This is a genomic window from Paenibacillus sp. UMB7766-LJ446 (assembly GCF_030226665.1).
Taxonomy (GTDB): Bacteria; Bacillota; Bacilli; order Paenibacillales; family Paenibacillaceae; genus Paenibacillus; species Paenibacillus vandeheii.
In genome coordinates this window covers 109,346-132,503 of sequence record NZ_JASOYM010000012.1, presented here as the reverse complement: position 1 = coordinate 132,503, position 23,158 = coordinate 109,346, and the positions used below count along the sequence as shown (strand labels likewise).

Sequence of the window (23,158 nt, the reverse complement as noted above, 5' to 3'; positions counted from 1 at the left end):
TGAGTGGTGGTACTCAAGCCTGGCCTATCAAGTGAAATGCAGGTGAATGATTGTGAAAACCGTAATGCTAACCTATCCGCAGACGTTAGATTCGGCTGTTCAGTGCACACAACCCCAAGTGCTCGCGATCGGCCAATTTGACGGGCTGCATCTCGGACATGCAAGTGTCATTTTGTCAGCTGTCCGCATTGCACGCGAAACGGGCATGCAGGCAGCGGTGATGACCTTTCATCCTCATCCGAAGGAAGTTATGCGCAAAGGGGATTACGAGGGTTATCTTACTCCCTTGAGAGATAAAGAAGACATCCTGTCTGAAATGGGTGTAGACGTACTCTATGTGGTAGAATTCAATGAGTCGTTTTCAAAATTGACGCCGCAGCAATTCGCACATGACCTGCTGCTTCCGCTTCAGACTCGAACAGCCGTAGTTGGTTTTGACTTCCGCTTCGGTCACAAGGGAGCAGGAGATGAGCAGCTTCTTCGAACATTGGGAGAAGGCCAAATGACGGTGGAAACGGTACCTCCATTCCTGTTAAACGGGGAGAAGGTGAGCAGTTCTCTTATTCGTGGCCTGTTGAAGCGGGGAGAAATGGACGAAGCCAGTCAGTGGCTCGGACGACCTTACAGCATCAGGGGAACAGTGATTCATGGAGAGAAACGTGGACGGACCATTGGGTTTCCTACCGCTAACCTTGAACTCACGGATCATTATGTTACGCCAGCAAAAGGCGTCTACGCTGTTCGGGTGCAGTACGGGGAGCAGGAACTGCGTGGCGTCATGAATCTTGGTGTGAAACCTACCTTTCACGAAAGCGGGATGAAACCTACGTTTGAAGTGCACTTGCTTGATTTTGATGGGCTGTTATATGACCAGGAATTAAAGGTTGAGCTCGTTCACTACATTCGTGCAGAACGGAAGTTTGAATCCATTGATGCATTAATCAGTCAGATTCGTGAAGATGCATTAACCGCCGCCCGCCTGTTATCTTGAGGTCCAGGATAAAATACAGGTTTACATTTACTTTGTCTGGGCAACTATGATATAATGTACTACGTTGTCGTTTGAGACAACAAATAACCTTGGCTTGGTTGCTTGCTCTCACCGGCGGCGACGAGGCTAATGGCGATTATAATGAAGGAGGTGAATAGGATGGCATTGACTCAAGAACGTAAACAACAACTGATCGACGAGCACAAAACTCATGAGTCCGATACTGGATCACCTGAGGTGCAAGTTGCTATCCTTACGGAAAACATCAAAAGTTTGACAGACCACTTGCGTACGCACAAGAAGGACCACCACTCACGTCGTGGACTTTTGAAAATGGTAGGTCAACGTCGTAAGCTTTTGGCTTACGTTAAAAACAAAGATGTTAAACGTTACAGCGCACTGATCGAAAAACTCGGATTGCGTCGTTAATTATCGTACATGTTTTCTAAATCAACCTGGCTGTTATCCGTCATTCCTTTGTCTAAAAGGACAAGCGGAGCTTACAGCCGGGTTGTTTTGTAGATGAACATGTTGCCATATATTTGTAGCTGACGGCTCCGCAAGGAGCTTTTGTTTTGCAAGTGAGCATGTTGCTGTGGAGTTAATGAATGCAGGACAAGCAGGAAATACTGTGAAAATGCAGAATCCATTGTGTTAGGAACGATTAAAAGGAGGGATTTCATGGAACAGCGTGTTGAAATGCAGCTTGGTGGAAGAACGCTTACGCTTGAAACAGGGCGTTTGGCCAAGCAGGCTAATGCTGCCGTTAAGGTAACATACGGAGATACCGTTGTATTGTGTACCGTAACAGCATCAAGTGAGCCTAAAGATCTGGACTTTTTCCCATTAACGGTAAACTATGAAGAAAGATTGTATGCCGTAGGTAAAATCCCAGGTGGATTTATTAAACGTGAAGGCAGACCGAGTGAGAAAGCGATTCTTTCGAGCCGTCTGACAGACCGTCCGATTCGTCCTTTGTTCCCGGAAGGTTTCCGTAATGATGTACAAGTTCTTAATATCGTTATGAGTGTGGATCAGGACTGCGAACCGCAAATTGCTGCCATGATTGGTACATCGGCTGCACTGAGCATTTCGGATGTTCCATTTAGCGGACCGATTGGTGGCGTGAAAGTTGGACGTATTGATGGCGAGTTCATCATCAACCCAACGATTGCACAGCTTGAGATAAGTGAGATTGAACTCGTTGTTGCAGGAACCAAAGATGCCATCATGATGGTTGAAGCGGAAGCGAACGAAGTTCCGGAAGAAATAATGCTTGAAGCAATCATGTTCGGACATGACGAGATCAAAAATATTGTTGCAGTCATTGAACAACTCGTACAAGTGGCTGGTAAAGAAAAAATGGCTGTGAAATTGCATACCGTTAATGCTGAAGTTAACAGCAGTGTACGTGAGTTCGCCAGTGCTCGTCTGGTTGAAGCTGTTAAAATTGCTGAGAAACATGCACGTCAGGATGCAATCGATGTTGTGAATGACGAAACTGTTGCTCACTTCGAAGAGAAGTATATTGAGACTCCTGAACTGCTCAAAGATGTAAAAGAAGTGCTGCACGATATCGTTAAAGAAGAAGTGCGCCGTCTTATCACACATGACAAAGTTCGTCCGGATGGACGTGGACTCGCTGAGATCCGTCCAATTGAATGTGATACTTCCCTGCTGCCACGTACTCACGGTTCAGGTCTGTTCACTCGTGGTCAAACACAAGCGCTCAGCATTTGTACACTTGGTGCACTGGGTGATGTTCAGATTTTGGACGGAATCAGTCTTGAAGAAACGAAACGTTTCATGCATCACTACAACTTCCCGCCGTTCAGCGTAGGTGAAGCTCGTCCACTGCGTGCTCCAGGCCGTCGTGAAATCGGACATGGTGCTCTGGGTGAGCGTGCTCTTTCCAAAGTAATTCCTTCCGAAACGGACTTCCCATACACGATTCGTCTGGTATCCGAAGTACTGGAATCCAATGGTTCTACTTCCCAGGCAAGTATTTGTGCCAGCACATTGGCTATGATGGACGCAGGTGTACCAATCAAAGCTCCAGTAGCAGGTGTAGCTATGGGTCTGATCAAAGACGGAGATCATGTATCCATTCTGAGTGATATTCAAGGTATGGAAGATCACCTCGGTGACATGGACTTCAAAGTAGCAGGAACACCTGATGGTGTAACAGCTATTCAAATGGACATCAAAATTGATGGTATTGATCGTCAAATTTTGTCCGAAGCATTGGCTCAAGCCAAAGAAGGCCGTATGCACATCTTGAGCAAAATGACTGAAGTGATGAAAACTCCACGTGAGCAATTGTCACAATATGCCCCTAAAATTACAACTATGCATATCAATCCGGACAAAATCCGTGATGTTATCGGTGCAGGTGGTAAAATTATCAATAAAATCATCGAGGAAACCGGTGTTAAAATTGATATTGAACAGGATGGACGTGTCTTTATCGCTTCTTCCAACCAAGAGATGAATGATAAAGCCAAATCGATCATCGAAGGGATCGTGCGCGAAGTACTGGTCGGCGAGATTTATGTCGGTAAAGTAAAACGTGTTGAGAAGTTTGGTGCATTCGTTGAAGTGTTGCCGAACAAAGAAGGTTTGGTACACATCTCTCAACTGTCCACTGAGCGTGTTGCTAAAGTGGAAGATGTGGTTGCGATTGGTGATTCCATTACGGTAAAAGTAACGGAAATTGATCCACAAGGGCGTATCAACTTGTCCCGCAAAGCTGTATTGACTGCTGAAGCTCCGGCTCAATCCTAGGCTGCGCGCCATCGTTTTTTAAAAGATAGATTGAATGAAGAGACAGAATGTGAATTTCTGGCTCTTTTTTTATCGTTTAAATACTTTTTTTTGAAATCGCTTGTTTATCCATTAAAGCCTTTGAATCCAGCTTTGAAGATCGTTTACATGAACAGCCTGTTTTATTCATATTCTTGCCCTTGTCCTCATATGATGGGGACAAAGACGGCGGGAGGATGGAGCTGTGAAAAACCAATCCAAAATGCTGGCGGCTGTCATGGTAGGTATGACAGCTGTCATACTGATCGGACAAGTGGGCAGTGTACGTACATACATTACGGAAATTCGTGATGGGCCAGGCACGCAAAATGCATTTGATATGTTTAAAGAGGCAACCGGAGAAGATCAGCTGTTGTCGGCGATCCGGGATAAAGCAGCCGAAACGAAAATCGCTCCGGTAAATGCCAGAGTGGATCGGGTTTGGAAAGCGATACCCGGGTATAACGGGATAGAGATCGATGTGGAGGCCACGTATCGCAAGGCGCTTGGTGGGACGCTGAATACGAAGATAGCATATGTCTATCGGCAGACTGAACCTGAGATTCAGCTTAAAGATTTGGGTGCACACCCGATTTATCGGGGGAATCCCGAGAAACCCATGGTATCATTTATGATAAATGTAGCATGGGGCAATGAATTCATTATCCCGATGCTAGATACGCTTGATGCTGAAAAAGTCAAAGCTACTTTTTTTCTGGATGGCAGCTGGCTGAGCAAAAACGAGGAACTGGCCAAAGAAATCCAAAAGCGTGGACATGAGTTATCGAATCACGCATACTCACATCCGAACATGAGTCGGTTGAGTACGGAGCGGGCCAAGTTGGAAATCAGTAAAACCGAGGATCTACTCAAAGAAAAGTTGGGTGTGGAGAACCACTGGTTTGCTCCGCCATCCGGTGATTTTAATCAACAAACAGTCGACATTGCTTCCGGCATGGGACTGCAAACGGTACTTTGGACTCTGGATACCGTGGATTGGCGCAAACCGAGTTCTGATTCTGTTGTCGCCAAGATCGCCAAAAACGTGGAAGCCGGCACATTAATTCTAATGCATCCTACGGCTGCTTCTTCAGGAGCTCTAAAAGGAATGATTGATTCCATACGGGCCAAGGGTTTGACGCTTGGAACCGTTAGTCAAACGTTGTCATCTGAGCGGTTGAAGGGTTCAGCGGTTGAGTGAATGATGTTTTTTTGTTAATATCAAACAGTTGGAACCAAATGTCGATTTCGATCTCGCGTTGAAATCTAGGCAATTATAGAGATGTAGGAGGGCCAACCGTGAAAAAAATTCAGCTGGGCAATGGCCTCAGAGTTGTTATGGAACAGATCCCGACCTGTCGTTCCGTGTCATTTGGAATATGGGTCAAGACAGGTTCTCGTAATGAGCAGCCTGCAAACAACGGAGTATCCCATTTTATTGAGCACATGTTGTTCAAGGGAACGGATCGTTATGATGCCAAGGCGATTGCGGAGCAGTTCGATGCAATTGGTGGTAACGTGAATGCGTTCACTTCGAAAGAATACACTTGTTATTACGCCAAAGTATTGGATGAACATCTGCCAATAGCAGTGGATGTATTGTCGGATATGTTCTTCCGCTCCAAAATGGATGATGGTGAATTGCTCAAGGAGAAAAACGTCATTCTGGAAGAGATATCGATGTATGAGGATACGCCGGATGACATGGTCCATGATCTTATGGCTTTGGCCGCTTATGGTGAGCATCCGCTGGCTTATCCGATTCTGGGTACCGAAGAGCGCCTCAAGGCGATGGACTCCAGCCATCTGCGTGCATATATGAAAGAGCACTATACGATTGAAAATACCGTTATTAGTATCGCTGGTAATATTGATGACAGTGTAATCGATTTGATGGAAAAGCATTTTGGTGCTTTTGATATCAACGGTGTAGCTGAACAAGTCACGCTGCCTGCGTTCCAGAGCGGACAACTCTTTCATAAAAAGAAAACGGAACAAAATCACATCTGTATCTCGTTCCCGGGATGTAAAATTGGAGATCCGCTTCAGTTCGCCATGGTCGTGCTGAACAATGCGATAGGCGGAGGAATGAGCTCCAGACTGTTCCAGGAAATTCGGGAGAAACGTGGTCTGGCTTACTCCGTTTATTCGTATCATAGTTCGCATGCAGATAGTGGACTCTTCACCATATATGCAGGTACAGCGCCGAAACAGACGAAGGAAGTGCTGGATCTGACCAAAGAGGTCCTGCATGATCTGGCTGTAAATGGTTTATCTGAAGATGAGCTGCGCAAGGGAAAAGAACAGCTGAAAGGCAGTCTGATCCTCAGTTTGGAAAGCACGGGCAGCCGAATGAACCGCCTGGGCAAAAACGAGCTGATGCTGGGCAGACACCATACGCTGGACGAAATGATTGCTAAAATTGAAGAAGTGAAGATGGACGATATTAATGCTGTGCTGGACCTGATGTTTGCTGAGCCGTTTGCGCTCGCTATGGTCGGTGCTTCGGATCGTACGATCGCTGGATTAAGAAGGGATGATTTTGTTGCATTACGTTCAAATTCAAAAGTTACCGGGCAATGAAGATATTAAATTGCCTCAAAAAATGTCAGAGCTGGCCTCCGGCTTTGATGTAGTTGCGGCATTGCAGGAAGAGGTAGTGCTGCAGCCGGGTCAGCGTACTTTGATTCCTACGGGACTCGCAATGGCGATGCCAGCTGGATTGGAGGCACAGATTCGCCCTCGCAGCGGACTGGCTTTCAAACACGGAATTACTTGTCTGAACACACCAGGCACCGTTGATGCCGATTATCGCGGTGAAGTTAAGGTTCTTTTGATCAACCTGGGTCAGGAGCCATTCACAATTGTTCGTGGGGAGCGCATTGCCCAAATCGTCTTTCAAACTGTTCCAGCAGTTGAATTAACAGAGGTAGCTGAACTATCGGAAACGGTACGTGGAGATGGCGGATTTGGTCATACCGGTAAATAACGGTTCCGAAATGATCCTGGTTCGGCGCATATGTAAAAAGAGTTTCATAATTTAATTTACTGAGCTAGCTCTGGAAGAGTCGTCCCCAACGGGGCGGCTCTTTTTTCTGTTTTGAACGATAGAGGCCAGGTTTCTTTGGATGCTTGAATTTAATTGTTTCACCCCGCTGTGGGCCACTGCATACGATAAGGCATACATGTGGTGAAAGGAGTGACGTCCCGATGCTGACCGGTGTCCGGATTATAGTCATGGGCGGAGATGCACGGCAGCTTGAAGTCATTCAAAAGTGCGCAGAGCTGGATGCTACGGTAAGCGTGGTGGGCTTCGATAAGCTGGAGTATTCCATTCCGGGTATTGAACATCAGGAGTTGGAGGACGATGTATTTGCTTCGGCAGATGTACTGGTACTTCCTGTTGTCGGGTGTGATGATCAGGGTAAAGTGAGTACTTCGTTCAGTGATACTTCAATTTTTTTGAAAAAGGAACATGTTGCGGCATTGCCGGAGCATTGTATTGTGTTCACCGGCATGGCGAAGCCTTTTTTACGTGATCTATGCCAGGAAAATGGTCTGCGGCTTGTTGAAGTACTCGATCGTGATGATATCGCGCTCTACAACTCCATTCCGACAGCCGAAGGCGCCATTGCCATGGCGATTCGGGAGACGGACTTCACGATCCACGGCTCGGAATGCATTGTGCTTGGCTTGGGTCGAACAGGTTTCACAATGGCCAAAACGCTTCAGGGACTTGGAGCAAATGTACGGGTAGGAATCAGGCGTGAAGAGGATGCTGCTCGAGCAGCGATAATGGGCTGGAAGCCTTTCATGACAACGGATTTGGCCGCTCAAACCGGGGATGTTGACTTGCTTTTTAATACGATACCGACTATGATAATCACAGCGCAAATCCTGTCCAAAATGCCGCAAAAAGCAGTCATTATCGACCTCGCATCCGCTCCTGGCGGCTGTGATTTCAGGTATGCCGAAAAACGCGGTATCAAAGCGCTGCTTGCGCCTGGCCTCCCCGGCATTGTTGCTCCCAAAACGGCTGGCGGCATTATTGCCGACGTTTTAATCCGTTTGCTTTTGGAAGAACAAAACGCACGGGAGGTTGAACAATGAACTGGCAGGGAAAAACGGTAGGTTACGCAATTACAGGTTCTCATTGTACGTTTGAAGAGGTTATGCCGGTGATTAGCCGCTTTGTAGCCGAAGGTGCCAATGTTGTCCCGATTATTTCCAATTCGGTTCTGACTACGGATACACGCTTCGGGACCGCGCAAAATTGGCAAAAACAGTTGAAAGATATAACGGGGAATGATATCATTTCTACAATTGTTGAGGCAGAGCCGTTAGGTCCTTCCAAGTTGCTTGATGTGCTCGTAATTGCTCCATGCACAGGCAACACGACGAGTAAGCTGGCTAACGCGATGACGGACAGTCCGGTTTTAATGGCAGCCAAAGCCCAGATGCGAAATCAGCGTCCGCTAGTACTCGCTATTTCTACAAATGACGGTCTTGGGTTGAATGCTGCAAACATCGCCAAGCTGCTTGTGGCCAAATATCTGTATTTCGTGCCCTTTGGGCAGGATGACCCGGTGAAAAAACCAAACTCGTTAGTGGCTAAAATGGAGCTGATTCCGGAGGCATGCTGGAGCGCGCTTGAAGGCAAACAGTTGCAGCCAATGATTGTGCAGCGTTCTGCACAGGCTTAATAGTTTCTTAGGTCCAACGTAACATGTTTTCAGACATGATTCTGTACAGACTTAGTTACGGGGATAACGGTTATACGCTTGAAGAAATGAAGATGGTTCGAGAGACAAAGAAAATCATGGGGACGTTATGCTGGTATGAACAGCTACCTGTGCCTTACGTTCCTTTCATCAAAAGGGCATTCCTGCTTGCAAACGATTAGGTCAGGCAAGCGGGATGAGTGCACGGGAAACGTGTGCGTCATGATCCCGATAACAACCGCGGCCTTTATTTGGGGATGGTTACACAAAATCTTCAAAGAGGAGCGGCATGAAATGCCGTATAAATTGCTGAAATTATCGCATCGGAACGCTCCCTAGGGTGATCCATTTGTTGAATTGACCCGTGTCCAGTCTTCTTGCGTACACAAATGGAGGAATAAAGATGCGCATCATGGTACAGAAATTCGGAGGTACGTCTCTCTCTACCGTTCAGGCGAGAGAGCATGTGCTCCGTCATGTTAAACGTGAACTTGAAGCAGGTTTAAGTCTGGTCATCGTTGTGTCAGCGATGGGTCGCCGCGGCGATCCTTATGCTACAGATACGCTACTGGATTGGACTGCACAGAACGGAAATGCACTATCTGCACGCGAAAAGGATTTACTGCTGTGCTGCGGTGAAATTATATCTGCGACGACTTTGAGCAGTTTGCTTGAACATGAAGGCATTCCAACTACAGTGCTGACCGGTGCACAAGCAGGTTTTGTGACGGACGACAATTTCGGGAATGCCCGAATTTTGGATGTCCGTCCTGTTCGTGTGCTGGAGCAGCTTCAGGTTGGGCGTGTTGTCATTGTTACAGGGTTCCAGGGGCAGACTGAGAACGGTGACTTTACGACGCTTGGTCGTGGGGGAAGCGATACATCGGCAACAGCTCTTGGTGCAGCATTACACGCCGAGATGGTGGACATATACACAGATGTAAATGGGATATTGACAGCAGATCCACGGATCGTGGAAGATGCTCGCCCGTTGACTGTTGTGAGCTATGCCGAGATATGTAATATGGCTCATCAAGGGGCCAAGGTAATTCATCCACGTGCAGTCGAGATTGCAATGCAATCCCAGATTCCAGTGCGTGTACGGTCTACCTTTGCTGATAGCGAAGGGACGTTGGTTACGCATCCAGAAGGATTCCAGGACGTGCAGACAGGCATAATTGACCGATATGTAACAGGGATTGCTTATGTAAGTAATGTTACGCAAATAACGGTGGAAGTGCCGGGCGGTGCAGATCGTTTACAGCTGAAAGTGTTCAAAACGATGGCCGAAAATTCGATTAGCGTAGATTTTATTAATGTTACCCCCTTGGGAGTTGTCTATACCGTTTTCGATAGTGATTCCGAGAAAGCTATACAGGTACTGCAGGAAATTGGTCTTAAACCGCAAAGCCTTTCCGGCTGCGCCAAAGTTTCCGTCATTGGTGGAGGTATTAACGGAGTGCCAGGCATTATGGCACGGATCGTGGAATCCCTGACACTGGCGGATATCCAGATCCTGCAATCTGCAGATTCCAATACAACGATTTGGGTACTTGTGAAAAAAGAAGATATGGTTCAAGCTCTGAGGGCACTTCACGCCTCATTCGAACTTCACTTGTAGGGAGGCCGAAGTCAGCGAGCCGGACCTGTTTTGAAGGAGGAATCGAATTGGACTTTGGAAGATTGATTACAGCAATGGTCACTCCGTTCAACGAACAAGGGGGGATCCATTGGGAGGAAACTGCACGTCTGATAGACTATTTGATTGAAGATCAGAAGTCTGAGACGCTCGTTGTTTCAGGAACAACTGGAGAATCTCCCACGCTAAGCGACAAAGAAAAAGTAGAGCTATTCGAATTCGCAGTAAAACATGCGGCTGGACGGTGCAAAATCATTGCCGGAACAGGTAGCAATAACACCGCCCATTCAATCCATCTGACTCAGGACGCTGAACGTGCTGGCGTAGATGGCGTTTTGCTGGTTGTTCCTTATTACAACAAACCAAGTCAAGAGGGAATGTATAGACATTTTGAAGCGATCGCTAACGCGACGAAACTGCCAATTATGTTATATAACGTTCCTGGGCGTACCGCAGCCAGTCTTTCGGCTGCAACAACGCTTCGTTTGGCTCAGATTCCTAACATTGTAGCTACGAAGGAATGTGTATCTTTGGAGCAAGTCACGCAGATTTCTGCGGGGGCACCGGAACATTTTAAGGTGTATTCCGGTGATGACGCTGCTGGCTTGCCTGCCATTGCTGTAGGCGCTTATGGGATTGTTAGCGTTGCTAGTCATGTGGTAGGTGTTGAGATGAAACAAATGATTGATGCCTTCTTCGGTGGAGCGCCTGTACAGGCGGCTCAGATTCATCAGAAGTTGTTTCCAGTGTTCAAAGGCCTATTCGAGTGCCCGCAGCCTTTACCGAACCCTGTAGCGGTGAAATACGCTCTTACATTGCGAGGTCTGAACGTAGGATCCGTACGCCTTCCGCTTATTGCCCCAACAGAGGATGAGCAAGAGTTTATTCGTACGCTGTTTAACGAGTAAGCATGCGGATATAGAACTAAATTTGTTAACTTTATAAACTTATAAAAATGACAGAAGAACCGCTCCGCGTTAAGAGGAGGCGGTTCTTTTTTTGACGACGATTGTTAGGTTTCTTTTCACAACTGTGGGTAAACGTGGGGGTTAACGAGAGAGTGACTTGTTTTTTTTGTTTTTAATCATGTATAATGATGTCAAGTGACTGGGTGCGGTATTTTTTTGAAATTGAAAGCGACATCGCTTCTTGGTGTGGCTTTGTGGTGAAAAAGGAAGGAACGGCTAAGAAGGATCATTTCAGAATCCATCTTGTGGGTGAAGGGGAATAACTTCGAAGAACTTCTTCCAAATATCGTGAATAAAGGTGCTCTTTTGCATTCATCCCTATTTACGGGCATGGGTGTGATGGACTGCTTTTCTTAACTTACAATAAAATAATAAGGTACGACGTCCAACTACCATAGGAGGTTTAGATTCATTTGTCTAAGAAAAATAACAACGATAAACTGATGATTTTTGCTTTGGGCGGCGTAGGCGAGATTGGTAAAAATATGTACGTCATCCAATACGCGAACGACATTGTAGTCGTAGATGCTGGTCTTAAATTCCCGGAAGAAGATATGCTTGGAATCGACATTGTCATTCCTGACATCTCTTATCTGACTGAAAACCGTGACAAAGTAAGAGGGATTATTTTGACTCACGGACATGAGGATCATATCGGTGGTCTGCCATATGTTCTGAAACACTTGAATGTTCCGGTATACGGAACAAGGCTGACTCTCGGACTTGTGGAGAACAAGCTGAAAGAAGCCAATTTGCTGGGTGAAACAAAACGCATCCTGATTGATGCGGATTCCGAGATCCAACTCGGCTCTGTATTAAAAGCAACGTTCTTCGCTACTAACCATAGTATTCCGGATTCCGTCGGCGTATGTGTCGAAACACCGGAAGGCGCAGTTGTTCATACAGGTGACTTCAAATTTGACCACACTCCAGTCAATGGTCAATATGCAGATCTCCAGCGTATGGCTCAGATCGGAACGAATGGCGTACTTGCCCTCTTGTCCGATAGTACCAACGCAGAGAAACCTGGATTTACACCTTCGGAGAAAAATGTGGGTATCGTTCTGGAAGACATCTTCCGCAAAGCAAGCCAACGTGTCGTTGTAGCAACATTTGCTTCCAACGTACACCGGATTCAACAGGTTATCAATGCAGCTGAAGTAACTGGACGTAAAGTCGCAGTTATTGGACGCAGTATGGTAAATGTGGTGGGCATTGCTTCTGAACTGGGTTACCTTGAGATTCCAGACGGCATGATCATTGAGCCGGAAGAAGTAGGCAAAATGGCTGCTGACCGTGTAGTAATTCTGTGCACAGGTAGCCAAGGCGAGCCGATGTCAGCGTTGACACGTATGGCTCGTTCCACTCACCGTAAGGTAGATATTCTGCCTGGAGACACCGTAATTATCGCAGCAACACCAGTTCCAGGTAATGAGAAATATGTAGGCCGTACGATTGACGAACTGTTCCGTTTGGGTGCCAACGTGCATTACAGCGGTGCAAACAGTGGCGTTCACGTATCTGGTCACGGTAGCCAGGAAGAGCTGAAACTGATGCTTAACCTGATGAAACCGAAATATTTCCTGCCGATTCACGGTGAATTCCGTATGCAGCGCCGCCACGCGGTACTGGCTGAATCTGTAGGCATTGATCCGGATAACATTTTCATTACGGATATCGGTGAAGTGGTTGAAATTCAAGGCGGAGCAGCACGTAAGGCAGGTAAAGTTACTGCAGGTAACGTGTTGATCGACGGTTTGGGTGTAGGCGATGTAGGTAACATCGTATTGCGTGACCGTAAATTGCTGTCGCAGGATGGTATTCTGGTTGTCGTGGTAACGCTGAGCAAACAGGATGGCAAAATTGTTTCCGGTCCGGACATTATCTCTCGTGGATTTGTCTATGTACGCGAATCGGAAGGACTGCTTGATGAAGCCAATCGCATCGTCAGCAGCACATTGCAGAAGTTGATGAGTGAGAACGTTAACGAATGGGCTTCACTCAAAACGAATGTTAAAGATGCACTCGGACGCTTCTTGTATGAGCAAACTCGTCGTAGACCGATGATTTTGCCAATCATTATGGAAGTTTAAAATAAATCAAACAAAAACATAAATTCAGGCACACAGTCGCCCCTTCTCTACGAGTAATATTGGACGGTTCCTCGTAGAGAAGGGGCTTTTTTTGTTGTTTTCTGGTCCTACACCAGATTAAGGAGAAATTGATGAGTAATCGGGTATAAGTCAGCTGGAACATTCCCCATACTAAGGAAATACATTACATGTTTCTGGAGAAGGGGAGTAATCGAATGAGCGAATACATGAAAAACAAGCAAACACCCAAATCGGAACAACCGAGCATCGAGGCACCAGAAGTACCTGCACAAGGGGAAAAGACCATGTCTCCTGTAACGGAAGCCATTCAGCAATTTGGACAGACGCAGTCCCCCGCAGCTGAATCGAACATTTACTGCATGACCATTATCGGTCAGGTGGAAGGACATTTAATTTTGCCTCCGCAAAACAAAACAACAAAGTATGAACACATTATTCCACAGCTGGTTGCAGCAGAGCAGAACCAGCGAATTGAAGGCATTCTGATCATTTTAAACACAGTAGGCGGAGATGTGGAGGCGGGCTTGGCTATTGCTGAAATGATTGCTTCACTCAGTAAACCTACGGTTACGGTCGTCATCGGAGGAGGGCATAGCATCGGGGTTCCGATCGCGGTTGCCTCAACCTATTCTCTAATCGCGGGTAGTGCAACAATGACCATTCATCCGATCCGCATGAACGGACTCGTTATTGGTGTGCCTCAGACGTTTGAGTACATGGAGAAGATGCAGGAACGTGTTGTCAGATTTGTTACGTCGCACTCGAATATCTCTGAAGAAATGTTCAAGGAACTGATGTTTAAGACAGGCGAACTCAACCGGGATATCGGAACAGCTGTGGGAAGTGCTGATGCGGTCAAACACGGATTGATGGATGCCGTAGGCGGGATTGGTCAGGCCATTGCCCAGTTGAATCAGCTCATCGGAGACAAGAGACAGACGCTGCAGGCAGGTGGCTATACCCAATGACACTCTACACGGTGATGCCACCTGAACTACTATGGTCAGGGATGTGGAATGAGGGAGAAGACACCCGGGAGATCAAGATGAATGGGTTATTGATGCAGGTCAGACCTGTTAATGAACATGAGGCTGTCATTGTACGTTTACTTGAATGCCCCTTGGAAGCTTATCTGAATCCCGCCAATATGCCCGGATCTATCGTTCCGCTTTCGGGTAACTCGGGACCAACATAACACGACGAAATGAGACAAATTGAGCAGAAAAAGAACATATGTACGGATTATATTTGTATGGTATAATATTCTTCTGGGGGTGACCTGATTTTGGCCAGAAGAAAAAAGAGGAAAAAAAAGGCCGCAGCGTTTAGCGGCGTTTTAAAATATGAAATTTACGGCATTGTGCTTATAACCCTTGCCGTCATCGCTTTGTCGGGTGAAGCAACCGTAGGACGATCGCTTTCCAAGATGTTTGGATTAATGCTTGGGAAGTTTTATTTTGCGATTCCGCTTATAGGGATCTATTATGGCTTAATGGTGATGATTCATCGAAAATGGCCAAGTGGCTGGACAACGCGCAAGACAGGGCTCGTATTGCTGGTGTTCGCCTTAACCCTGATGAGCACCGTCTCTGCCATGCACCAGAAGCTTATACCGGTTGGAGCTCTTGAGCCTGGTGCTGTACTTACACAGATACATAATGATATGCAAACCGAGCTGCTCACGCCTGCTGCGCCAGGCGAAAGGGATTCGATGCTCAATAAGGACATTAGCGGCGGTTATATCGGAGCGGCGCAATTTGCCTTGTTCTTGTGGTTGTTTGGCAGCTTGGGTGCACGATTGATTATGATCGTCATGTTCATTATCAGTTTCATGCTGATTACCAATCTTTCTTATGTCGATCTAATCCGCATTTTCAGAACGAAGATATGGGATGCAGGAAGTGCGATGTACAAAAGGTTGGAGGCTAGACCGGCAACGCGTGCCGCTTCAAGCTCTGCGGGCAAGAAAAGTGGGAATATCCGCAAAGTGGTGCCTGTTCCAGTAGTGGACGACGAGGAAGATGATGACGATGAAATGCATGATCAGCAGCTACCGAAACGAAAATCACCTATATTTTTCCAACTATTTGGAAAATGGGGTTCTGATCGGGAACGGATGAAGGCTGAGCGTGAGTTGGATCAGGATGATTCTTCAGACACGGAACATGTTGTCTACCGAGCAGAGCAGGAAAATCTTGCAGATGCATGGCAAGACGGGCCAATCATCGCATCTGATACAACGGCTCCAGCAGCTGTTGCGGTGCAATCAAGAACTAGTTCAGCTCCAATTATCCGTGACTTCTTTGAACACGTTAGAGCAGAGGATGCGAGTAAAGATGATGATCTGGATGATGCGTATCCTTTTCCAGATGATCTAACGGTTAATATGCAGGGAGAAGAGCTCCCAATCAAGGTTTCAGATGAAATACTGGATACTAATGAGTGGGCTGAAACCGCGAATGCTGGAGCAGATGTGATGGATGCTGTGGACGGTATTTCAGACGTTGAGTCTACGTTGAGCAATGCGGCTCAAGGTTCGGATACGGAGGGGCAGGAAGTGCAACCTGTTAAGCCACCACCACCACCGAAACCTTATAAGCTTCCGTCGTTCCGACTTCTTTCCAAGCCCAATAATGGAGGCAAGAGTGGCGACCAGAAGGATTATATGCAGACTGCTCGCAAGCTGGAAGCAACGCTGGAAAGCTTCGGTGTTCGCGCCAAAGTTCTTGAAGTGGTCAGAGGACCTGCTGTTACACGATATGAGATCCAACCGGATATAGGAGTGAAGGTCAGCAGAATTGTAAGCCTGACAGACGATATTGCTTTAGCCCTGGCGGCAAAGGATATCCGGATGGAAGCACCTATTCCCGGCAAATCTGCTATAGGTATTGAGGTGCCTAATGGAGAGGTATCCGTTGTAACGATGCGGGAGGTCATGGAGACAGCCACATTCCAGGATGCCGAATCCAAAGTGACTATCGCATTTGGACGGGATATCTCCGGACAGACGATTATCGGTAATCTGGCTCGTATGCCCCATTTGCTGGTTGCTGGTGCGACGGGTTCAGGTAAATCCGTATGTATCAACGGTATTATTACCAGCATCCTGTACAAAGCGAAGCCGGATGAAGTGAAATTTCTGATGGTCGATCCCAAAATGGTCGAGCTGAACGTATATAACGGTATTCCGCATTTGATGGCACCTGTCGTAACCGATCCCAAAAGAGCTTCACTTGCTCTCAAAAAGATTGTCGTTGAGATGGAGAAAAGGTATGAGCTGTTCTCCAAATCGGGTACACGTAACGTTGAAGGTTACAACAATCTCATGAAGGACAATCCAGCCGCAGTGTTGCCTTATATCGTTGTTATCGTGGACGAGCTGGCAGACCTTATGATGGTTGCCGCAGGTGATGTGGAAGACGCGATTGCCCGATTGGCTCAGATGGCACGTGCCGCCGGTATCCATTTGATTATTGCCACTCAGCGTCCTTCTGTAGATGTTATTACAGGTGTAATTAAAGCCAACATCCCGTCCCGGATTGCCTTCGGTGTGTCCTCTCAAGTGGATTCCCGAACGATTCTGGATATGGGTGGGGCCGAGAAACTGCTGGGTCGTGGAGATATGCTGTTCATGCCAATGGGAGCTTCGAAGCCGGTTCGTGTACAAGGCGCTTTCATGAGTGATGAGGAAGTTGAAAATATCGTGAATTACGTGCGTGGCCAAGGTGAAGCACAGTATGATGAATCCATTGTGCCTGAGGTGGATGATTCCGTTCAGGCAGCAGATGAAGTACAGGATGAGTTATATGAACAGGCGGTGCAGATTATTTTGGAGGCAAAGCAAGCCTCGGTCTCTCTGCTGCAGCGTCGAATGCGGGTCGGTTATACACGTGCAGCACGTTTGATTGACTCCATGGAAGCCCGAGGCGTGATTGGTCCTTACGAGGGGAGCAAACCAAGGGAAGTATTGATCTCACTGGAGCAGTATCAACAGAATAAAATAAGCTCGTAACACACAGCGGATGCAAGTGAATTTAAGCCCTTAACCTTATTGGTTAAGGGCTTTTTGCATGCCATTGGACTAAAGTTTTGCCATGATGTCCAATGATCGTCTGATTTGGTGCATAGGAACGAAGTATGCTTGTCATAATAACCTTAGCGATTCTGTTAATCCCACAAGAGAAAGGTAGAGCTCAGTCGATGCGAAAAATGAACATATGGCTTTTCACTGCTATTTTGCTGATGTCCGCATTGGGAATTCGTTATATGCTTCCTGGGAATACAGCAACCGAAAGTCTAAACCAAAGTACCCCGCAGGTCGAAGAGAAGTCCTTACCCACTTTTAGCACCAATGCTGTGAAATATGGAAGTTATGGCCAAGATGTATATGAGCTTCAAGGCCGACTGAAGTATTTGGGATTTTACAATGGTAAAATTGACAGTAATTTCGGCAGCACCACACTGAAATCGGTAAAATGGTTTCAATCTGAATTCGGGATGAAGGTAGATGGTGTGGTTGGAGCCAAAACCAAGCTGAAACTTTACAATGCTTCAAAACAGTGGTCGCCAACAGAAACGCCGTTGCATAAGGATCAAGGTTCAGGAAATGGTGGCAACAACAACAATACGGCAGACAAAGAGCAGGACAATATGGGCTCAGCCAATTCCATGGGGCTGTCGGAGAACGAAATCAAAATTATGGCTAACGCCGTATATGGTGAATCTCGCGGAGAGCCATTCGAAGGTCAAGTGGCCGTAGCGGCTGTTATTCTGAATCGCGTTAAATCGCCGAGTTTCCCGAACACACCGTCAGGAGTAATTTTCCAGCCAGGTGCATTTACCGCCGTTGCAGACGGCCAGATTTATCTGGAACCGAATGCCCAAGCTAAAAAAGCAGTTGAACAGGCGATAAATGGTTGGGATCCATCGGGTGGATGCCTCTATTATTTTAACCCGAAGACAGCTACATCCAAATGGATCTGGACTCGTCCTCAGGTGAAAACAATCGGGCAGCATATATTCTGTATGTGATGATCTTGGAAGCAACCAGAAGGCGTGACTTCGGTTGCTTCTTGCCTTTTGAATGGGTTAAAATGGTTGTTACGTTTAAGCTTCACTTATTGACGACAAATGACGCCGTAAAGGGGTTTTGACATTTGAATACATCAGGATTTGAACGAGGAAATCGGAAAGAATTCCGCATACATGTTCTTCCTACGAAGCGGTTTAAGACATATGCGATATCACTTTACGCAGGGGTTCCTCTGCAAGAAGATACGGTTACCAAAGTAGCCTTAACACCTTTCGTACTTCGGCGCGGGACCGAATCCTATCCGGAAACAACGCAATTTCGTGAACAGTTGGAACATTTGTATGGAGCGGGTTTTGGCTTTGATGTTTATAAACGTGGAGATTACCAGATCGTACAGTTCCGTATGGACACCATTAATGATTCCTTTGTTGGCGGGGACGAGCAGTTGCTGGACCGTTCTTTTGCTTTCCTTGGAGAGGTGCTTACACGCCCTGCACAGGAGGATGGACATTTCCGAACCTCTTATGTACATGCTGAGCGGGAGACTGTTCGCAAAATGCTGGAGTCTATCGTCAATGACAAAATGCGTTATGCTGCTGAACGCAGTATTGAGGAGATGTGTAAAAACGAACCTTACCGCTTGCACCCGCTTGGTGAACGCAAAGATTTGCCGGGCATAGATCCAGAAACATTGACAGCTTCGTATCAGGAATGGTTGCAGCAGGCAAGTATGGACTTGTATGTGGTGGGCGACACCACGCTGGAAGAGGTAGAAAGCCTGGTCCAGCGATATTTCAATGTAGACCGTGTGACCTCTTCAGACTATCACACACGGGAAGCGGTTCGTGGAGATAAAGAAGTGCAAACCGTGGTAGAACGGCTTAATGTTAACCAGGGCAAGCTGAATATGGGACTTCGTACGTCGATCACTTATGGTGATCCGCAGTATGCAGCAGCTTTGATGTATAACGGCATTCTCGGAGGATATCCTCATTCCAAGCTGTTTGTTAATGTTCGTGAAAAAGAAAGTCTGGCGTATTATGCCTCTTCCCGTTATGACGGACATAAAGGTATTGCGACGATCCAATCCGGGATTGAAATTCCCAATTACGAAAAAGCCGTCAAAATTATCAAGCAGCAGCTGGATGAAATGAAGAACGGGAATATTACTGATTTGGAAATGTCCCAGACCAAGGCGATGATCCGGAATTTGCTTAGGGAAATGCAGGACTCTGCATTTGAGCTGATCGCTTATGATTTCAATCGGCAGTTGTCCGGCAAAGAGCGTACCGCCGAGGAACTGCTGGCCCAGGTAGAACAGATCAGCAAAGAAAATGTTCGTGAGGCGGCAGAAAAATTCCGTCTGGATACGATTTATTTCTTGCGTGATGAGAAGGAGGAATAGTCGGTGGAGAGCATAACTTACGATCGTTTGCAGGAAACGCTTTTTTACGAAGTAATGGATAACGGGCTGCATGTTTATATTTTGCCTAAACCGGGTTTCCAGAAAACATATGCTACATTTGCAACCAAATACGGCTCGGTCGACAATCATTTTCAGGTTGAAGGACAGGAAGAAGTGAAGGTTCCGGACGGAATTGCTCATTTTCTGGAACACAAAATGTTTGAAGAACCAACGGGTGATATTTTTGCCACATTTGCTTCTCATGGAGCGTCTGCCAATGCTTTTACCAGTTTCGACCAGACGGTTTATTTGTTTTCGGCCACGGAACACGTCAATGAAAATATACAAACATTAGTTGATTTTGTGCAAAATCCTTACTTCACCGATCAGAATGTGGAAAAGGAAAAAGGGATTATCGCCCAGGAAATTAATATGTATGCTGATAATCCGGATTGGCGCGTTTATTTTGGCTTGATTGAGGCGATGTATCAGAAACATCCCGTTCACATTGATATCGCCGGAACCGTTGAATCCATTGGCACCATAACGAAAGAAACGTTGTATACATGCTACAACTCTTTTTATCATCCAAGCAACATGCTTCTGTTCGTCGTGGGTGGAGTAGACCCGCAGGAAGTGCTGGATATGGTTCGTTCGAACCAGGCGGAGAAAAATTATAAGCCTCAAGGCCGAATTGAGCGGATATTTGAACAGGAACCGGAGCAGGTGGGGGAAGCCAGACGTGAATCCAAATTGGCTGTGTCTCTGCCCAAATGTTTGTTTGGTTTCAAGGAAACCGATGTGGGGCTTACAGGAGAAGAGCTGTTACGTCGGGATATGACAACCAAATTGATGATGGATTTGCTCTTTGGTTCCAGTACCCCGCTATTTCAAAAACTGTATGATGAAGACCTCATTTCGGACAGCTTTGGACATGAATATAACAGTTCACCGCAATATGCTTTTTCTGCTATTGGCGGGGACACCAAAGACCCGGATCAACTGCTTGCCCGCATCCGTGAAGAAGTTGATGCTATTGTGGAAAAAGGGTTCGATGCAACCGACTTTGAGCGCGCACGCAAAAAGAAAATAGGTGGATATTTGCGCATGCTTAATTCACCGGAAAACATTGCAAATGAATTTACGCGGCAGCAATTCCGTGGTGGTGATTTTTTCAACATGCTCCCGTTGTATGAATCGCTCACACTGGAAGAGGTAAACCGCAGACTGAAAGAGCATATTCGTTGGGATCAGCTGGCGATATCGCTTGTCGTGAGTCCTTAATATGGAGAGGGGAACAGGACAATTGAAGCCAATCGGGGAAATGACGGTACTTGTAACAGGCGCTAGCGGAGGCATTGGAGCAGCCATTGCGGAGCGCTTTGCCAAGGTGGGCATGAATGTCGTAATTCACTATATGAAATCGCATGAAGCAGCTAATGAAGCTGCGAGAAGATGTATGGAACAGGGCAGTGGTAAAGTCATGACGGTGTCTGCTGATCTTCGCAGCCGGGAACAGATCGAACGTATGCGTGAGAAGCTGGAATCACATGGGCTGATGCCGGATATTCTGGTGAACAATGCAGGAATATCACATTATGGATTGCTGTCCGATGTTACGGAAGAGATCTGGGATGAAGTCATGGCGATCAACCTGAAAGGCACGTTCTTGTGTACACAGGGAATGATGCCCCACATGATCTCTCAAAGATATGGTCGAATCATTAATGTGTCGTCGATCTGGGGACTGTCAGGTGCCTCTTGTGAAGTGTTGTATTCTACGACCAAAGGCGGTGTAAATGCATTCACTAAAGCTCTTGCCAAAGAGTTGGCTCCATCTGGCGTGACGGTGAATGCTGTGGCTCCGGGTGCCGTTCAAACATCCATGTTAAACCATCTGGATCAGGATGAACTAAAGATGCTGGAAGAGGAAATTCCGGCAGGAAGACTTGCCCAGCCAGATGAAATCTCATCACTGGTCTACTTCCTTGCACTTCCCGAGTCAGGCTATATTAACGGGCAGATTATAAGTCCAAATGGTGGCTGGCTCACGTAACAACTGAGTTGAATTCAATGTTGATTACTCTTCAGGGTAGTGTCCTGATGGAAATTGTTGATTTGAAGCAGATCTTCGATGAATTCAAAAATGCTCGTATATAAAATGGCCGGGAAGCACATATTACAACTGTTGATTTTAAATCTCATGCGTCAGCAAAGGAGGATTTATCATGTCAACTGAAAAAACAGTGCTCTCAAGTTTTGACACATGGAAGAAGTTTTTGGGTGACCGAGTGAAGCAAGCAGAAAAGATGGGGATGAATGAAGAAACCATCAACAAACTTGCATACGAAATCGGTGACTTCCTGGATGAGAAAGTTGATCCAGCGAACCATTCCAACCGGGCATTGAAAGAATTATGGGATGTCGGCGATGCAGATGAGCGTCGTACGATTGCGTGCCTGATGGTCAAATTGGCCAAACAAAACGCATAAGAGTTTCAGATGGAAAGCTCCCGCAAGGGGGCTTTTCTCTAATGATTACAAACGGATTACAGAGCTGTTCTTGTAATTCATTTTCATTTTATATATCATTAACGTGACCCATTTTTAGAAGATGTCTCAGATTGACGTCCAGTGGATGCGTTCTGTTGCTGTCGAATAATGTGGAATAATGCTTTACGGGGTGTTGAAATGGAATCTAAACAATGGTACATGGAATATAAAATACATAAGAACAGACCCGGTCTGTTAGGGGATATTGCCTCTATGCTGGGGATGCTTGAAGTGAATATATTGACCATTAACGGTGTTGAGGGCAAAACCCGGGGAATGCTGCTGGAATCGGATGATGACGAGAAGATTCGTCTGCTGGGTGAAATGCTTGGCAAAGTGAACAGCATAACCGTGTCTGCTTTGCGTCAACCAAAATTGGTGGATATTCTTGCTGTACGTCATGGTCGATATATTGATCGTGATTCGGATGATCGCAAGACATTTCGTTTCACTCGGGATGAACTTGGGTTACTTGTGGACTTTTTGGGTGAAGTATTTAAGAGGGAAGGCAATCAAGTTATTGGTTTGCGTGGAATGCCGCGTGTGGGTAAAACGGAATCCATTATTGCAGGCAGCGTATGTGCAATGAAACGGTGGACATTTGTTTCCTCCACACTTCTTCGTCAGACCATAAGAAGCCAGATGTCCGAGGACGAATTGAATCCAAACAATGTGTTTATCATTGACGGAATTGTCAGTACGATTCGTTCAAGCGAACGGCATTATAATCTGTTACAGGACATCATGACGATGCCTAGCACCAAGGTTATTGAACATCCGGATATTTTTGTGCAGGAGTCGGAATATGATTTTAATGATTTTGACATTATTATTGAACTGCGCAACAATCCGAATGAAGAAATTATTTATGATACGTTTACGGCCAGCTACACCGACGAACTGTAACGCTCCGTACGGGATCATGAAATAGATA

General features: G+C 46.4%; 21 protein-coding genes. All 21 read left to right on the top strand.

The annotated features are described in order from the left end of the window. Window positions 1-52 precede the first annotated feature (52 nt). Window positions 53-991: a bifunctional riboflavin kinase/FAD synthetase gene (locus tag QP794_RS25250; protein WP_285079498.1), complete on the top strand. Its 939-nt coding sequence runs from the start codon at window positions 53-55 to the stop codon at window positions 989-991. A 159-nt stretch (window positions 992-1,150) separates the two neighbouring features. Beyond that, a complete protein-coding gene (gene rpsO, locus QP794_RS25245; RefSeq protein WP_024630262.1) occupies window positions 1,151-1,420 on the top strand; it encodes a 30S ribosomal protein S15 in 270 nt (89 codons plus the stop codon). A 252-nt stretch (window positions 1,421-1,672) separates the two neighbouring features. After that, window positions 1,673-3,775, top strand: a complete 2,103-nt coding sequence (gene pnp, locus QP794_RS25240; protein ID WP_285079495.1) for a polyribonucleotide nucleotidyltransferase — start codon at window positions 1,673-1,675, stop codon at window positions 3,773-3,775. A 241-nt stretch (window positions 3,776-4,016) separates the two neighbouring features. Then, window positions 4,017-4,994 (top strand): polysaccharide deacetylase family protein, encoded by a 978-nt coding sequence (locus QP794_RS25235; protein WP_052016603.1) that lies wholly within the window; start codon window positions 4,017-4,019, stop codon window positions 4,992-4,994. A gap of 98 nt (window positions 4,995-5,092) precedes the next feature. Continuing rightward, window positions 5,093-6,376, top strand: coding sequence for a M16 family metallopeptidase (locus tag QP794_RS25230; RefSeq protein WP_285079493.1), 1,284 nt, complete (start codon window positions 5,093-5,095; stop codon window positions 6,374-6,376). Then, complete coding sequence (gene dut, locus QP794_RS25225) at window positions 6,336-6,782, top strand: dUTP diphosphatase (RefSeq protein WP_285079618.1); 447 nt, start codon at window positions 6,336-6,338, stop codon at window positions 6,780-6,782. The genes QP794_RS25230 and dut overlap by 41 nt, the downstream gene beginning before the upstream one ends. Before the next feature lie 221 nt (window positions 6,783-7,003). Next, on the top strand, window positions 7,004-7,903 hold the full coding sequence (dpsA, locus tag QP794_RS25220) for a dipicolinate synthase subunit DpsA (protein ID WP_285079492.1): 900 nt from the start codon (window positions 7,004-7,006) through the stop codon (window positions 7,901-7,903). After that, window positions 7,900-8,496 carry a dipicolinate synthase subunit B gene (locus QP794_RS25215; protein WP_024630269.1) on the top strand — a complete coding sequence of 199 codons (597 nt, stop codon included), beginning with the start codon at window positions 7,900-7,902 and terminating at the stop codon, window positions 8,494-8,496. Before dpsA ends, QP794_RS25215 begins: the two co-directional genes overlap by 4 nt. Before the next feature lie 35 nt (window positions 8,497-8,531). Next, entirely contained in the window at window positions 8,532-8,696 is a 165-nt protein-coding gene (locus QP794_RS25210) for a hypothetical protein (protein ID WP_285079489.1), read from the top strand. Window positions 8,697-8,917: 221 nt separating this feature from the next. Continuing rightward, the gene (dapG, locus tag QP794_RS25205; RefSeq protein ID WP_024630271.1) at window positions 8,918-10,135 is read left to right on the top strand and encodes an aspartate kinase; all 1,218 of its coding nucleotides are present in this window, start codon (window positions 8,918-8,920) and stop codon (window positions 10,133-10,135) included. Window positions 10,136-10,182: 47 nt separating this feature from the next. Continuing rightward, a complete protein-coding gene (gene dapA / locus QP794_RS25200; RefSeq protein ID WP_285079488.1) occupies window positions 10,183-11,061 on the top strand; it encodes a 4-hydroxy-tetrahydrodipicolinate synthase in 879 nt (292 codons plus the stop codon). A gap of 473 nt (window positions 11,062-11,534) precedes the next feature. Next, a complete protein-coding gene (locus QP794_RS25195) occupies window positions 11,535-13,214 on the top strand; it encodes a ribonuclease J (protein ID WP_024630273.1) in 1,680 nt (559 codons plus the stop codon). A 227-nt stretch (window positions 13,215-13,441) separates the two neighbouring features. Continuing rightward, window positions 13,442-14,203: a ClpP family protease gene (locus QP794_RS25190; protein WP_285079486.1), complete on the top strand. Its 762-nt coding sequence runs from the start codon at window positions 13,442-13,444 to the stop codon at window positions 14,201-14,203. Beyond that, entirely contained in the window at window positions 14,200-14,430 is a 231-nt protein-coding gene (locus QP794_RS25185; protein ID WP_285079484.1) for a YlzJ-like family protein, read from the top strand. The genes QP794_RS25190 and QP794_RS25185 overlap by 4 nt, the downstream gene beginning before the upstream one ends. Before the next feature lie 90 nt (window positions 14,431-14,520). After that, window positions 14,521-17,247, top strand: a complete 2,727-nt coding sequence (locus QP794_RS25180; protein WP_285079483.1) for an FtsK/SpoIIIE family DNA translocase — start codon at window positions 14,521-14,523, stop codon at window positions 17,245-17,247. 188 nt (window positions 17,248-17,435) lie between these two features. After that, on the top strand, window positions 17,436-18,266 hold the full coding sequence (gene sleB / locus QP794_RS25175; protein ID WP_024630277.1) for a spore cortex-lytic enzyme: 831 nt from the start codon (window positions 17,436-17,438) through the stop codon (window positions 18,264-18,266). A 125-nt stretch (window positions 18,267-18,391) separates the two neighbouring features. Continuing rightward, complete coding sequence (yfmF, locus tag QP794_RS25170; protein ID WP_285079481.1) at window positions 18,392-19,672, top strand: EF-P 5-aminopentanol modification-associated protein YfmF; 1,281 nt, start codon at window positions 18,392-18,394, stop codon at window positions 19,670-19,672. Between the two features lie 3 nt (window positions 19,673-19,675). Next, window positions 19,676-20,956: an EF-P 5-aminopentanol modification-associated protein YfmH gene (yfmH, locus tag QP794_RS25165; protein ID WP_285079479.1), complete on the top strand. Its 1,281-nt coding sequence runs from the start codon at window positions 19,676-19,678 to the stop codon at window positions 20,954-20,956. Window position 20,957: 1 nt separating this feature from the next. Beyond that, on the top strand, window positions 20,958-21,728 hold the full coding sequence (gene ymfI, locus QP794_RS25160; RefSeq protein ID WP_079346906.1) for an elongation factor P 5-aminopentanone reductase: 771 nt from the start codon (window positions 20,958-20,960) through the stop codon (window positions 21,726-21,728). Between the two features lie 172 nt (window positions 21,729-21,900). Further along, window positions 21,901-22,164, top strand: a complete 264-nt coding sequence (locus QP794_RS25155) for a DUF3243 domain-containing protein (protein ID WP_024630281.1) — start codon at window positions 21,901-21,903, stop codon at window positions 22,162-22,164. Window positions 22,165-22,362: 198 nt separating this feature from the next. Then, entirely contained in the window at window positions 22,363-23,130 is a 768-nt protein-coding gene (locus QP794_RS25150; RefSeq protein ID WP_024630282.1) for a DUF3388 domain-containing protein, read from the top strand. Window positions 23,131-23,158: the final 28 nt, after the last annotated feature.

Excerpts from the sequence above, each read along its gene's own strand:
- rpsO (WP_024630262.1), top strand. The coding sequence starts at position 1,151 with ATGGCATTGACTCAAGAACGTAAACAACAACTGATCGACGAGCACAAA.
- pnp (WP_285079495.1), top strand. The coding sequence starts at position 1,673 with ATGGAACAGCGTGTTGAAATGCAGCTTGGTGGAAGAACGCTTACGCTT.
- QP794_RS25235 (WP_052016603.1), top strand. The coding sequence starts at position 4,017 with ATGCTGGCGGCTGTCATGGTAGGTATGACAGCTGTCATACTGATCGGA.
- dpsA (WP_285079492.1), top strand. The coding sequence starts at position 7,004 with ATGCTGACCGGTGTCCGGATTATAGTCATGGGCGGAGATGCACGGCAG.
- QP794_RS25215 (WP_024630269.1), top strand. The coding sequence starts at position 7,900 with ATGAACTGGCAGGGAAAAACGGTAGGTTACGCAATTACAGGTTCTCAT.
- QP794_RS25210 (WP_285079489.1), top strand. The coding sequence starts at position 8,532 with ATGATTCTGTACAGACTTAGTTACGGGGATAACGGTTATACGCTTGAA.
- dapG (WP_024630271.1), top strand. The coding sequence starts at position 8,918 with ATGCGCATCATGGTACAGAAATTCGGAGGTACGTCTCTCTCTACCGTT.
- QP794_RS25190 (WP_285079486.1), top strand. The coding sequence starts at position 13,442 with ATGAAAAACAAGCAAACACCCAAATCGGAACAACCGAGCATCGAGGCA.
- QP794_RS25185 (WP_285079484.1), top strand. The coding sequence starts at position 14,200 with ATGACACTCTACACGGTGATGCCACCTGAACTACTATGGTCAGGGATG.
- sleB (WP_024630277.1), top strand. The coding sequence starts at position 17,436 with ATGCGAAAAATGAACATATGGCTTTTCACTGCTATTTTGCTGATGTCC.
- ymfI (WP_079346906.1), top strand. The coding sequence starts at position 20,958 with ATGGAGAGGGGAACAGGACAATTGAAGCCAATCGGGGAAATGACGGTA.
- QP794_RS25155 (WP_024630281.1), top strand. The coding sequence starts at position 21,901 with ATGTCAACTGAAAAAACAGTGCTCTCAAGTTTTGACACATGGAAGAAG.
- QP794_RS25150 (WP_024630282.1), top strand. The coding sequence starts at position 22,363 with ATGGAATCTAAACAATGGTACATGGAATATAAAATACATAAGAACAGA.